Source organism: Pseudomonas sp. BF-B-26 (assembly GCF_019956495.1).
In the GTDB taxonomy this organism is placed as follows: domain Bacteria; phylum Pseudomonadota; class Gammaproteobacteria; order Pseudomonadales; family Pseudomonadaceae; genus Aquipseudomonas.
Genome location: NZ_JAHBDP010000011.1, coordinates 81,563 through 94,728, shown reverse-complemented (window position 1 = coordinate 94,728; position 13,166 = coordinate 81,563). Strand labels below are relative to the sequence as shown.

The 13,166-nt window shown below is 57.7% G+C and carries 9 protein-coding genes and 1 pseudogene; 6 read left to right on the top strand and 4 right to left on the bottom strand.

What is annotated here, in order from left to right:
• The first annotated feature begins 97 nt into the window (after nt 1–97).
• From KGB03_RS00985 to KGB03_RS00960, 6 genes and pseudogenes are all read left to right on the top strand, one after another.
• A complete protein-coding gene (locus KGB03_RS00985) occupies nt 98–1,252 on the top strand; it encodes a MalY/PatB family protein (RefSeq protein ID WP_223525910.1) in 1,155 nt (384 codons plus the stop codon).
• 209 nt (nt 1,253–1,461) lie between these two features.
• A pseudogene (locus tag KGB03_RS00980) lies at nt 1,462–2,065 on the top strand (SDR family oxidoreductase).
• A gap of 304 nt (nt 2,066–2,369) precedes the next feature.
• Nucleotides 2,370–2,981, top strand: coding sequence for a Yip1 family protein (locus tag KGB03_RS00975; protein ID WP_223525909.1), 612 nt, complete (start codon nt 2,370–2,372; stop codon nt 2,979–2,981).
• A gap of 45 nt (nt 2,982–3,026) precedes the next feature.
• Nucleotides 3,027–4,370: a cation:proton antiporter gene (locus KGB03_RS00970; RefSeq protein WP_223525908.1), complete on the top strand. Its 1,344-nt coding sequence runs from the start codon at nt 3,027–3,029 to the stop codon at nt 4,368–4,370.
• Nucleotides 4,371–4,558: 188 nt separating this feature from the next.
• Complete coding sequence (locus KGB03_RS00965; RefSeq protein WP_192408506.1) at nt 4,559–4,855, top strand: hypothetical protein; 297 nt, start codon at nt 4,559–4,561, stop codon at nt 4,853–4,855.
• 491 nt (nt 4,856–5,346) lie between these two features.
• Nucleotides 5,347–5,823: a hemerythrin domain-containing protein gene (locus KGB03_RS00960; RefSeq protein WP_223525907.1), complete on the top strand. Its 477-nt coding sequence runs from the start codon at nt 5,347–5,349 to the stop codon at nt 5,821–5,823.
• Nucleotides 5,824–5,970: 147 nt separating this feature from the next.
• Here KGB03_RS00960 and KGB03_RS00955 read toward each other — a convergent pair whose 3' ends face one another.
• The 4 genes from KGB03_RS00955 to KGB03_RS00940 form a co-directional block, all read right to left on the bottom strand.
• A complete protein-coding gene (locus tag KGB03_RS00955) occupies nt 5,971–7,893 on the bottom strand; it encodes a PAS domain-containing sensor histidine kinase (protein WP_223525906.1) in 1,923 nt (640 codons plus the stop codon).
• A gap of 87 nt (nt 7,894–7,980) precedes the next feature.
• Nucleotides 7,981–8,889 carry a zeta toxin family protein gene (locus tag KGB03_RS00950; RefSeq protein WP_223525905.1) on the bottom strand — a complete coding sequence of 303 codons (909 nt, stop codon included), beginning with the start codon at nt 8,887–8,889 and terminating at the stop codon, nt 7,981–7,983.
• Between the two features lie 127 nt (nt 8,890–9,016).
• Complete coding sequence (locus tag KGB03_RS00945) at nt 9,017–11,296, bottom strand: ATP-dependent DNA helicase (RefSeq protein ID WP_223525904.1); 2,280 nt, start codon at nt 11,294–11,296, stop codon at nt 9,017–9,019.
• Nucleotides 11,293–12,960, bottom strand: a complete 1,668-nt coding sequence (locus KGB03_RS00940) for a VRR-NUC domain-containing protein (protein WP_223525903.1) — start codon at nt 12,958–12,960, stop codon at nt 11,293–11,295. The genes KGB03_RS00945 and KGB03_RS00940 overlap by 4 nt, the downstream gene beginning before the upstream one ends.
• Nucleotides 12,961–13,166 lie beyond the last annotated feature (206 nt).

Genomic DNA, 13,166 nt, shown 5'->3' with positions numbered 1-13,166 from the left:
CCTAAGCCATCACACACAACCTGTGGGTGCTCGCTCCCACAGGGGCTTGGCGTTTATCATTGCCCCACGTTCAACCACGCTTTTTATGAGACTGAGCATGACTTTCGATTTTGATCAGGTGTTCGACCGCCACAACACCGGCAGTACCAAATGGAGCCGTTACCCGGCCGACGTGTTGCCGATGTGGGTGGCCGACATGGACTTCTCCGCACCGCCGGTGATCATCCAGGCCCTGCAAAAACGTCTGGAACACCCGATGCTCGGCTACAGCGTGGCCCAGGATGACTTGCGCGATGCCATCGTCGCCGACCTCTGGAACAAGTACGCCTGGCGCGTATTGCCTGAAGAACTGATTTTCCTGCCGGGCGTGGAGTCGGGTTTCAACATGGCGCTGAATGCGCTGGTCCAGCCGCAGCAGAACGTTGTGGTCCAGGTTCCGAACTACCCGCCGCTGCGCCATGCGCCGGGGCACTGGGGCTTGAACAAGGTTGAACTCGAATTCGATGCGTTGGCGGACGGCACTTACGCCACGCCACTCGATGCCTTGAATCGGGCGCTGACCGGTGGCGGTGCGCTGCTGCTGAGCAACCCGCACAACCCGGTGGGCAAAGTCTTCCCGCGAGAAGAACTGCAAGCGGTCGCCGACATTTGCCTGGAGCAGGATGCCTGGATCATCTCTGACGAGATTCATGCCGAGCTGTGTTTCGACGGGCGCGTGCACATTCCGACAGCGTCCCTGAGCCCGGAAATCGCCAAGCGCACCATTACGCTGATGTCGGCGAGCAAGGCCTACAACATCGCCGGTCTGAAGACGTCGTTCATGATCATTCAGGACTCGGCGTTGCGTGCAAAGGTCAACCACGCCCGCTGTGGCATGGTCGACAGCGTCAACCCGCTGGGCATGGAAGCGACGCGCGTCGCCTACAGCGAAGGCGGCCCTTGGCTGGCCGGGTTGAAGGCGTACCTGCAAAGCAATCGGGATTATCTGGTGGACGCGGTCAATACGCGACTGCCGGGGGTGACCATGAATATCCCGCAAGGCACGTATCTGGCGTGGCTCGATTGCTCGGCGCTGGGCCTGGATAACCCTCAGCAGTTTTTCCTTGAACAGGCCAAGGTCGGGCTGAGTCCTGGTCTGGACTTCGGCGATGACAGCAAACAGTTCGTGCGCCTGAATTTCGGCTGCCCACGGTCATTGCTGGAAGAAGGCATTGCGCGGATGGAGCGCAGCTTGCTCAATCGCAAGGCCTGATGATGATCGTTCCTACGCTCCGCGTGGGAATGCAGCCCGGGACGCTCCGCGTCCCAAGAGCGGACGCAGAGCGTCCATTGAGGCATTCCCACGCGGAGCGTGGGAACGATCGGCGACAAGAGTGACCATCACGGAAATCCAACCGAACTCAAGGCAAAACACCAGGGTCAACCCTTTGACTCCTCTGCCTTGAGAACGGAGATTTCGCAATGATTGCCTATCCAAAACCACCCTTCCCGAAACAAAGCCAGCCAGTCCCCGACTCCCAAAAGAAAATGGACCCGTACCCCGACTGTGGCGAACACAGCTACAAGGGCTCAGGCCGACTGGACGGCAGCCGCGTTCCAGATGAACCATGAACACCTCGAGGACATCCCGGACGAAGAATGGGTGATGACCTTCGACGTCAACATCACCGCCATTTTCAGGCTCTGTCAGGCCGCGTTGAAGCACATGAAACCCGGCAGTTCGATCATCAACACCCGTTCGGTCAATTCCGACATGCCCAAACCGCCCCTCCTGCCTTACGCCACGACCAAGGGCGCGATTGCCAACTTCACCGCTGGCCTGGCGCAGATGCTGGGGCCGGAGAACATTCGGGTGAACTGCGTGGCACCGGGGCCGATCTGGACGCCGCTGATTGTCTCGACCATGCCCGATGAAGAGGTTCAGAACTTCGGCGGTCAAACCCCACTCGACCGGCCGGGTCAACCGGTGGAAGTGGCGCCGATTTATGTGTTGCTGGCGTCGGACGAGGCCAGTTACATCACGGGGCAGCGCTATGGAATCACCGGTGGCAAGCCGATGCTTTAAGTTGAACCCGTCGCCATTTCCAGAGCTCCACATTCTTATAGGCCCTCCAATGGCGTAATGCTGTTCACTCAGGCGCCGGCCCAACATTTGTGGCGAGGGGATTTAGCGAAACGTCGCACCGCCCCGTTCGGCTGCGAAGCAGTCGTAAATCCGCGAGACTCAGTCTGCTTGAATGGACGCTGAGGGCCGCTTCGCGACCCAACGGGGATAAATCCCCTCGCCACAGGTTTCTTGCTCGCCTGAAGATTGTCTTATGTGAACAGCATTACTCCAATGGCGGGCCTTTCGATATCTGGAGGTCATCATGTCCGCACCTATCGTCAAGCTGTTCACCCAACCGAACTACGCGTGGACGGATATCCGCAAGGAAGAGGAAGCGCATCCATGCCACTACCTCGCTCATTTACTGTTGCTCGCCATGATCCCTGCCGTGTGCCTGTTTATCGGGACCACCTACGTCGGCTGGAGCCTGGTCGAAAACGAAACAGTCAAACTCAGCAGCGCCAGCGCGCTACAACTCTGCGTTCTGCTGTACGTGACCATCGTCGCCGGCGTGGCGCTGATGGGGCTGTTCATCCGCTGGATGTCGCGCACCTTCGACGCGCGGCCGACCGTCAACCAATGCATCGGTTTTGCCGCTTACACCGTGACCCCGTTTTTCCTCGCAGGCTTCGCCGGTTTGTACCCGAGCCGCTGGCTGGCGATTGTGGGGCTGGGCGCGGCGTCGATCTATTCGACGTTTCTGCTGTTCGTCGGCTTGCCGACCTTTATGCATGAGCGCAAGGAACAAGGCTTGCTGAATGCCGCTTGTGTCTGGGGCGTCGGGCTGCTGGTGCTGGTCACCCTCCTGGTCTCGATGATCCTGCTATGGTTCAACGTATTGACGCCTGAATACCTGCGCACGACCGTCGGTTGATGGCGCAGGCCCTGCATCGCGGCATGCACCCGGCGAGTACCGAGCATGAGCTTCATTTTATGGGTGGCGGTGTTGGGTGCGGTGCTGCTGACGCTGGCGCTGACCTCTTCGTACCTGCGTTGGATGCCGGTGACCACGTCGGCGGTGTGTCTGGTGCTGGGCGCAGCCATCGGTCCCGCGGGGCTTGGACTGTTAAAACTGGACACCGAAGATGCGTCCACCTGGATGGAGCACCTGACGGAAGTCGCCGTGCTGTTTTCGTTGTTTGTCTGCGGTTTGAAGTTGCGCTTGCCGCTCAGGAACGAAAACTGGCGCATTGCCTACGGCCTGGCTGGCCCGGTCATGGTGTTGACCATTGCCGGGGTCAGCCTGTTGCTGCATTACGCTTTCGAATTGTCCTGGGGCGCGTCCGTGTTGATCGGCTCGATTCTGGCGCCCACCGACCCGGTGCTCGCCGCCCTGGTGCAGGTCAACGACGCCCGGGATGACGACAGCGTGCGCTTCGGGCTGTCGGGTGAAGCCGGGCTCAATGACGGGATCGCCTTCCCGTTTGTCATCCTCGGCCTGCTGCTGGTGCAACACGACAGCAACCCCGGCTGGCTCAGCGACTGGGTGTTGCGCAGTCTGTTGTGGGCAGTCCCGGCCGGTTTGCTCACCGGCTACTGGATGGGCCGCGGTATTGGCCGCCTGACCTTGTTAATGCGCATCAAAAATGACGACAGCACCCTTTCCCCGAATGATTACCTCTCCCTCGCCTTGATTGCCCTGGCGTATGTTGGGGCCGAGTGGATTCACGGTTACGGCTTTCTGTCAGTGTTCGCCGCCGGCTTGGGTTTGCGCCACGAAGAAGTCAAATCCACCGGCGACGACGAACTTCCCGCTGAGCATCTGGTACAGCCTGTCGTGGGACATCAGAACGTCGAGCCGCAGCACGCGGTTCATGGTGATACCGCAAGCCTTGAGGACACGCAGGTCGCCGCGGGCATCATGATGGGCGACATGCTCGCCTTTGGCAGTCTGGTGGAACGGGCCATGGAAGTCTTTCTGGTGACGCTGCTCGGCGTGGTGCTGATGACGCATTGGGACTGGCGTGCGTTGTCGATCGCCGGCGTGTTGTTTTGCCTGATACGACCACTGAGCGTCTTCGCCATGCCTTGGGGCAGTTTGCTCAACGGCCACCAGCGAATGTTGATTGGCTGGTTCGGCATACGCGGCATCGGCAGTCTGTATTACCTGTTTTATGCCCTGAACCACGGGTTGGGTGAGTCGATAGCAACGCTATGCACCGACCTGACGTTGTCCGTGGTCGCGCTCAGCATCCTGCTTCACGGGATCAGTACTCAACCGATCCTGGCTCAATATGAACGGCAAAAAAAACAGATTTTTTGATTTGGTCGTGAGTATTTACGGCATGAATTATCGAATTTCTTCACTGATAAATTTGAAGTCCTTGAGCGACCCCGCAGGTCACAACCTTAATCCCACCCGGCTTTTGCACGGTCGGGACATGCCAGGTTCGGTTCCCCTGCGGCATCGATACCTATCAAGAAGAACCTCGAAAAAATCAGGTGCTGGTCATGGTTCACTATTCCACCTCCGATGAAATCAAAGCTTGCCGGGCTTTGGCCCTGGAACGTAATCATCAAATGTTTGAAGAGGCCCAGGCGCTCAGCCGTAGTGCCTTCGCGTTACTCGAGGGCAGCGACATGGATGTGGAACAGTTCGATCGTTATCGGGCCTTGCGTAGAAAGGCCGACTTGAAGTTCAAGGAAGCGATCGAGCACTTGCGGCTGCTCAACGAAGATTTCCCACCTGTCTCGATATCCACGCAAAACGCGCATCGTTCGCTCCAGCAACCCGAATCCATCTCCTGAACTTGAAAAGCTCGGCGACTGCGCCGAATGCTGTTCACTTAAGCGCGGCGTCCACATTTGTGGCGAGGGGATTTAGCGAAACGTCACACCGTTCGGCTGCGAAGCAGTCGTAATCCAGACAACTTAGTCTGTCTGAAAAGACGCTGGGGCCGCTTCGCAGCCCAACGGGGCGGTGCGACGTTTCGATAAATCCCCTCGCCACAGGTTCTAGCTCGACTGAAGAATGTCTTAAGTGAACAGCATTCGGCGCAGTCACCGAGCTTTTTTTATTGTCTGAAACATCAATGTTCCACTGCGAACTGCATGAGTCAATTTCCGGACTCATGCAGGCTGCATGACCCCAGTTCGCCATCAGTCACTTCAACTTATTGTTTTGTAAACACGTTATCGCACTGGCAAAAACCGGCACGACAAATGCTCCAGGACAATGAGCGACTTTCGGCCTTGAGACCGTTCGCGCTCACCCCCTGACATGTTGGAGAGACTCGACCATGAATGCCATAGACCTGTTGAAAGCCGACCATGAACGTGTAAAAGGCATCCTGACCCAATTAAGCGAATCCACCGAGCGTGGTGTTAAAAAGCGCGGCGAGTTGCTGGCCAAGCTGGAAATGGAGATCGCCATCCACACCCGTCTCGAAGAGGAAGTCTTGTACCCGGCGTACAAGAAAGCCGGGGGCAAGGAGCAGGACGTCATGTATTACGAAGCCAAGGAAGAACATCGCGCCGTAGATTCGCTGGTGCTGCCAGACTTGAAGGTTACCGACCCGTCCACGCCGGAATTTGCCGGCCGGGTGAAAGTGGTCAAGGAGCTGCTGGAACATCACATTGAAGAAGAGGAAACGGAGATGTTCCCTCAGGCCAGCAAGCTGTTGGGCAAAGCCACACTGGAAGAGCTGGGGGCGCAAATGGAACGTTTGAAAGTTCAGTACAAGAAGGAGATGAGTGCAGGCAATCTGGCGGCTTGATGCACCGGAATGCTGTTCACTTGCGGGGTACATATCCGTTTCTGCGGTCACGGCTACTGGCGGTTTCGCTTTTACAGCCAGCCGCCGTTACCGCAGAACCAGATATGTACCCGACCACAAAAGCGGCCAAACACCGAGCAAGCGTTGTCACTTCATGGTCGAGGCAATGATTTCCACCAGATTAAGTTGGGTAAAAGGTTTGGACAGCCGCGGCAGTCGGGTCGCGAAACCTTCCAGACGCTCAGCGTAACCAGTAGCAAGGATGATCGGCAGGTTCGGCTTGATGATCCGGATAGCCTGCGCCAGTTGCGCGCCATTCATCTGCGGCATGGCCATGTCGGTGATGACCAGATCAATCGCCTGTTCGCTGTCGAGCATTGCGAGCGCCTGCGCGCCGGACGCTGCACTGATCACTCGATGCCCCAGGTCCTCGAGCAACAGGCAGGTACTGGTCAATACCAGGCTGTCGTCGTCCACCACCAACACACACAGTCGGGGCACCGGCGGTGCGGCTTGCTCCTCGGCAACCGGTTGGGCGACGGAACCCGCGGCGGCGACGGGTATCCACAGTTCGGCGGTTGTGCCTTTGTCCTTCAGGCTCTTGAGAACGAATCGGCCGCCCAATTGCTCAATAAAACCATGAACCATCGACAGCCCCAGGCCAGTGCCTTTGCCAACGCCCTTTGTGGTGAAAAAAGGGTCCGTTGCCGATGCCAGCGTCGCGTCATCCATGCCCTCACCCGTGTCGGTGACACTCAGGCAGACATAACGACCGGGCTCCAGGGAAAGCTGCGCCTTGTCCAGAACCGCATCAGTCTGGGCACTGATCACGATTTTTCCGCCATGGGGCATTGCATCTCGAGCGTTGGTCACCAGATTCAGTACCGCTAGTTCGAGCTGATTGATGTCGGCCTGGACCGGTTCAAGTTCTTGTGAAAAGCGTGTTTCGAGCATCACCGAAGGCCCAAGTGAGCTGCGCAACAGTCCGGTAATCCCTTGCACCAGCGTCGGGATCTCGACAGGTTCGGACTTGAGCTCCTGGCGTCTGGCAAACGCCAGCATGCGCTGAGTCAGGGTTACGCCACGCTGAGCACCCTGGGTAGCGTTGTCCACCAATCGGGTAATTCTCGAATCGTCGCCGACGCGTTTGCCGATGATTTCCAGATTGCCAAGGATGACGGTCAGCAAGTTGTTGAAGTCGTGGGCAATGCCACCACTGAGTTGACCGATGACCTGCATCTTCTGCGCCTGAAACAGCGCTTCGCGGGTTTGCTCCAAGGTCTGCTGGGCTTGTGTGACTTCGGTGATATCACGGGTGATCTTGGCAAAGCCGAGTAACGTGCCGGTGTCGCCCCAAATCGGGTCGACCACGACATGCGCCAGGAACCGCGTACCGTCCTTGCGCATGCGCCAGCTTTTGTTTTCGAATCGCCCCTCACGTACCGCAATGTCCAGAGTCCGTTGTGGTTCGCCGGCCTCGCGATCTTCCGGGGTGTAAAACATCGAAAAATGCTGGCCAATGACCTCTTCGGGCAAGTAGCCCTTGATGCGCTGAGCCCCAAGATTCCAATTGGTCATGCGGCCATCCGGGGTGAGCATGTAGATGGCGTAATCAGTGACACTTTGAACCAGCAGGCGGAATTGCTGCTCGCTTTGCTTGAGGATCTCTTCAGCCATCTTGCGGTCGGTCAGGTCCCGGGTGATCTTGGCAAACCCAAGCAACGTGCCCGACGGGTCAAGAATCGGATCAATGACCACGTGGCACCAGAAATGCGTGCCGTCCTTGCGAACCCGCCAGCCTTCCCCCTCGAAACGCCCCTCCCGGATCGCCGTATCCAGTGCCTGCTGGGGCAAACCGGCACGGCGATCCTCTTCGGTATAGAACCGCGAAAAATGCTGACCGAGGATTTCAGACTCCTCGTACCCCTTGAAACGCCTGGCGCCGGTGTTCCAACTGGTGATGATGCCATCGGGATCAATCATGTAGATCGCGTAGTCAATCACAGCATCGATCAACAGGCGAAAACGACTGTCGTCGATGGCGCTGGCTTTGGTCCGATCCTCGTTCATTGATGCCTCTTGGTACGACCGTTTTTTTGGAGTATGCGACAAACCACGCATTTGGAAAGCCGGAAAAACGGTACTCCTCGCCCAACGTTATCGATTCACGTGTTTGACGATGTAGGCGTACAGATCGTTGTAGACGAATTTCGGAACATGCGAAGCATAAGTCGCCATCTTGAGCAGCGCCAGGTGGCACTCTTTGATGACTTCATCGCGATCGCTCGCCGCGAAGACGTGGTTGTCGATAATGTTCGAATAGATGCTGTACGCAAAATCCACCTTGGTTGTCGTTGTGGTGACGGAACCGTCGGCAGCTTTGGAGTAAGTACTCTGGGCAATCAAGGTTCGCTCGTTCAACACGCCGAACCCACGTTCATACACATTGACTTGCGAGCCGCTGACCGCTTTTGCAGCCGTCTCGAGGGCCAGGATGATCGCAGGCGCATAACTCATGCTGGCATCCAGCGTCGATACGGTGAGAAACCGTTCCATTTCCTGGGCTTCAAGGCTTTTGAACGCTCGTTTAATGCTCGACACATGAGCAAACGCTTGAGTGCAACCAACGATGTGAGTTTCGAACTGATAACCGGCGGCGGTCGCCGACGGCGGGAAGGTCGCGAATGCGAGGCTATCGAACGCACATTCCATGATGATGTTGAATTTGCGGCTGAAGGCTTGCTTATAGATTTTCGTACTGACTTCGCGAACAAATGCCTCGGTATGCTCATACGCATGCAAGACGCCGAGTTTGATCATCTCTGCGTATTGGGGGTGTTTCTTGCGGTAGTCGGGCAGGTAAAGACGAACATAATTGTTGTAGCGATTTGAAGGCAGCAGGGTCTTTTCCAGCAGGTAGGTTTTACCTGACCCTTGCAGCCCGGCAACGACCAGGATTTTGGGGGTTGCCTCGGCGGTGATGCCGCTGAACAGCGTCGCTTTTATTTCATTGAATGCTGCGGTGACCTGCTCAGGGGTGTACTTGTATTGCGGTGCTACTGACATATCTTGATTTCCTTATCAAAGATTCAGCTGAAAGTGATGACGGGCTCTTTGAATAAAGACAGTATTCGCTGCTTGTTCAAATGGGTGTGTCTTTCAAGATATGTCGATGTTTTTAAAGTAAAAAATCCTACTCGATAGTGTGCAAAATCCTCGGAGCAATCGACCACCAGCGCGGCAGCAGCTGCTTGACCTTGCTGTCGCCAAACCGGTCATCGATCAACATCACCACCCCTTGGTCCTGCTGGGTGCGGATCACCCTCCCCGCCGCCTGCACCACTTTCTGCACACCGGGAAACAGGTAGGTGTAGTCATAACCGGCACCGAAAATGGCTGCCATGCGCTGTTTCAACTGCTCGTTGACCGGGTTGAGTTGCGCCAGCCCCAGGGTGGCGATAAACGCTCCGATCAGGCGCGCGCCCGGCAAGTCGATGCCCTCGCCAAAAGCCCCGCCCAACACCGCAAAACCGACACCCTGACTTTCGGCGGTGAATTGATCGAGAAAGTCCTGTCGCTGCTCTTCTCCCATGCCCCGGGACTGCGACCACAGATTGATATGTGGATGTTTCTCGGCCAGCAACTGCGCCACTTGCTGCAAATAATCAAAGCTGCTGAAAAACGCCAGGTAGTTGCCGGGACGCTGGCTGAACTGCCGGGCAATCAGCTCGACAATCGGCGCAAGGGATGACTGGCGATGGACAAACCGTGTGGAGATCTGGCTGACGATGTGTACTTGCAGCTGATCGGCCTGAAAGGGCGATTCAACGTCTATCCACACCGTGTTCGCCGGCGTACCCAGCAGGTCGGCATAGTAGTGGCGAGGGCTCAGTGTCGCGGAAAACAGCACGGTGCTGCGTGCAGCCGTCAGGCGTGGGCGGATGAAGCCGGCGGGCACCACGTTGCGCAAGCACAGCTGCGACAGGTTGCGTTGACGGTCCAGGTCGCGCTTGCTGATGTCGAACAGGAACTGTTCATCAAACAGCTCAGCCACCCGGCTAAATTGCAGCATGTCGAAATAGAAGTTCTGTAACGCCCCGTCCAGGCCTTGCGGATGATCGTTCAGGTAATCGCCGATGCTCGCGCTGCACGATGACAACGCCTGGAGCAGTTTTTCCGGCGCCTTGTCATAGGCCTGATAGGCGCCGAGTTGCAGGTTATGCAGGGCATTCCACTCACGGTTGACCCGCTGCAAGGATTTTTTCAACGCCTCGGGAGCGGTTTTTCGTACAGCGTTGAGCGTCGATTGGTCGAGGCTGGCGCTGTACATCTGCCGGCCGCGTTCCACCAGGTTGTGCGCTTCGTCCACCAGCACCGCGACGTTCCAGTTATTGGCCTGGGCCAGCCCGAACAGCAGCGCGCTGAAATCGAAGTAGTAGTTGTAATCGGCGACTACCACGTCTGCCCAGCGGGCCATTTCCTGGCTCAGGTAGTAGGGACAGACGTCGTGTTGCAGGGCGACCTCGCGCAAAGCGTTCTGGTTCAGCAGGGACAATTGGCTGGCCGCCTGGCGAGCGGCGGGCAAACGATCATAAAACCCTTGGGCCAACGGGCAGGATTCGCCGTGACAGGCTTTGTCCGGATGCTCGCAGGCCTTGTCCCGGGCGATCATATCGAGCACCCGCAAGGGTGGCGCATCGGCGCTGTCGAGGATCACTTGCGCGGCGTCCAGCGCCAGTTTGCGCCCCGGGGTTTTCGCCGTGAGGAAGAACACCTTGTCCAGTTGCTGCGGCGCCAGGGCCTTGAGCATCGGGAACAGCGTGCCGACGGTCTTGCCGATCCCCGTGGGCGCCTGCGCCATCAAGCAACGACCGGTACTGACCGCCTTGAACACCGACTCCGCCAGATGACGTTGCCCCGGTCGAAAGTCGGCATGGGGAAACGCCAGGTGTTGCGCCGCCCGATTACGCCCTTCGCGATGAGCCATTTCCTGCTCTGCCCAGTGCAGGAACAAAGCGCAATGTTGTTCGAAGAACAGCCTTAGTTGCGCGGCGCTGAATGCCTCGACCAGGCAGGTTTCCTTTTCATTGACGATGTTGAAGTACACCAGGGCCAGATTGATCTGCGTCAGCTGCAACTTCTGGCACATCAACCAGCCGTAAATCTTCGCCTGCGCCCAGTGCAGCTGACGGTGGTTGGCCGGTTGCTTGCTCAAGTCGCCGCGATAGGTTTTGACTTCTTCCAGGCAGTTTTGCGCGGGGTCGTAGCCGTCAGCCCGGCCCTTTACCTTCAACGTCTGATACAGGCCTTCAAGCGCGACTTCACTCTGGTAGCCCTCGCTGCGCCGGGACGCCACCGTACGGTGCCCGACAATCCCTTCCAGCGCCGTCGGCGAAGGCGTAAAACGCAGGTCGAGGTCACCGACCTTGGCGGTGAATTCACACAGCGCCCGCACCGCGATGCTATAACTCAAGCGCCCTGCTCCGCCCATTGCACGTAGCAGACGGCAATCGGCATCTGGTGCTCATGGCAGAACTCGAGCCAGCGCAATTGATTGTCTTGGAGGCGATCACCGGGACCTTTGACTTCGATCATCCGGTAGGTTTTGTCCTGGGGCCAAAACTGGATCAGGTCCGGCATGCCGGCGCGATTGGCCTTGATGTCCAACAGCAGTCGATTGAACCAGTGCTTGAGGTGTTCGGCCGGCAGGCAATCGAGTGCCTGATCGAGCAATTCTTCGCTCAGCACCCCCCAGAACATGAAGGGCGACTGCACGCCCCACTTGCTGGCATAGCGTTCGCGAATCGTCTGGCGGTAACGCCCGTCATCGAGTTCAGCCAGGCAGCCCTGGAACAGCTCCGCGCGGCGTGCGTGAAAGTCTTCATTGAGCAGATCCACCGGCCCACGCTGGAACGGGTGGAAAAACGCCCCCGGCAACGGCGCGAAAATCGCCGGCCAGCACAGCAGACCGAACAGCGAGTTGATCAGGCTGTTTTCGACGTAATGCACCGGCGCCGACTCTTCCGTCAAATGCGCCTGAACGTAACTTTCCACCGACAACGCCGGGTCGGTTCTGGGCAGTTGCAAGTCCAGGCGCAGCATTTCCCGTGGGGACGTGCGCTTTATCACCGGACCGCCCAACTTGCGCCGCAGCCTGGGCAGCACACGCAACAATTGTTGCTGCTCGGCGGCACTTTCCGGCGATTGCTCCACCGCAGTGGCCAGGTCCATGGCCAGCTGATATTCACCGCAGCGCTCCAACACGCGAATCAACCGCAGGCGCGCGCCGGGATAGGCACACTCGCGGTAGATCGCCAGTGCGGTAGAGAAATCCGCCACACGCTCGCAGTGCTGACCGATCTGGAACAACAGTTTTTCGCGACGTCTTTGCAGCCAGGGATTGCTCAGCGCCCGCCCTTTGATCTGCTCGACAATGCCTTCCACGGCTTCGCCGGCCTCGAAATGTTGCTGACATTCATGAAGGAAGAGGCAGGCGTCCACGTCGTCGCGGCTGCGCAGGCCTCGGGAGTCGGCGCAGAACTCGACTTTTTCATAGGTAAAGATGCCCAGGTCCGCCAGCACGAACTCGGACCAGTCCTGGTAAAGATTGCCAAAAAACATCAAGCGCAGCCGGTCGCACAGGCCCATGATGGTCAGGCTGAACAATCGATCATCCAGCGATGGGCACCACTGGCCGAAACGTTGGACCTGGGGAAACTGTTCGCTCAGTGCGGGCAGCCAATCGGTCTTTTTCCCCTTGGGTTGATCGATGGTGGTGCCAAAACACTGGAGAATTTCCGCCTTGAGCAGCACCTCGAACAGCGCTTCGATCGACAGCGGCGATTGCTCATCGATCCAGCCCAGCGCCAGCAGTGGGCCGGCGGCAATGGCGATGTCACCGATCTCGAGGTAATGCAGCTTGCTCACCCGGAAATGAATCCCCTTGCGCATCACCATCCGGACCAGCAGTGCCCTGGACTCACGGGGCAACCGCTTGAACTCGCGGGTGAAGTGTTGCTCTTCGACGCTCAACACATCGGCATAACGATGCTCAAGCCAATCAAGCACTTGCATGAAGTTGTTCAAGTAATAGAACGGATCGTCGAGAGGATTTGCAGTCACAGGAAAATGGGCCATGGCGAGCGAGTACTGGTTATGCGTACAGATACCAGCTGCGCCCCGCCTGGTGCAAACGGAAAAGGATAAGCGGCGACGTTATTCGGTAATTTTTCGAGTGGCTATGAACTTTCTGCCGCTCCATTGCACCTAACCGCGATAGAGGTACAGCGAAGATTGATTTCGTTCGTGGCAGTCGCGCTGTTTTTTTTGAAGGATGAGAGGTG

What these genes read in the sequence shown, in the direction of transcription:
- KGB03_RS00940 (WP_223525903.1), bottom strand. Translation starts at nt 12,960, where the DNA reads ATGGCCCATTTTCCTGTGACTGCAAATCCTCTCGACGATCCGTTCTAT.
- KGB03_RS00970 (WP_223525908.1), top strand. Translation starts at nt 3,027, where the DNA reads ATGAGCTTCATTTTATGGGTGGCGGTGTTGGGTGCGGTGCTGCTGACG.
- KGB03_RS00975 (WP_223525909.1), top strand. Translation starts at nt 2,370, where the DNA reads ATGTCCGCACCTATCGTCAAGCTGTTCACCCAACCGAACTACGCGTGG.
- KGB03_RS00965 (WP_192408506.1), top strand. Translation starts at nt 4,559, where the DNA reads ATGGTTCACTATTCCACCTCCGATGAAATCAAAGCTTGCCGGGCTTTG.
- KGB03_RS00985 (WP_223525910.1), top strand. Translation starts at nt 98, where the DNA reads ATGACTTTCGATTTTGATCAGGTGTTCGACCGCCACAACACCGGCAGT.
- KGB03_RS00955 (WP_223525906.1), bottom strand. Translation starts at nt 7,893, where the DNA reads ATGAACGAGGATCGGACCAAAGCCAGCGCCATCGACGACAGTCGTTTT.
- KGB03_RS00950 (WP_223525905.1), bottom strand. Translation starts at nt 8,889, where the DNA reads ATGTCAGTAGCACCGCAATACAAGTACACCCCTGAGCAGGTCACCGCA.
- KGB03_RS00960 (WP_223525907.1), top strand. Translation starts at nt 5,347, where the DNA reads ATGAATGCCATAGACCTGTTGAAAGCCGACCATGAACGTGTAAAAGGC.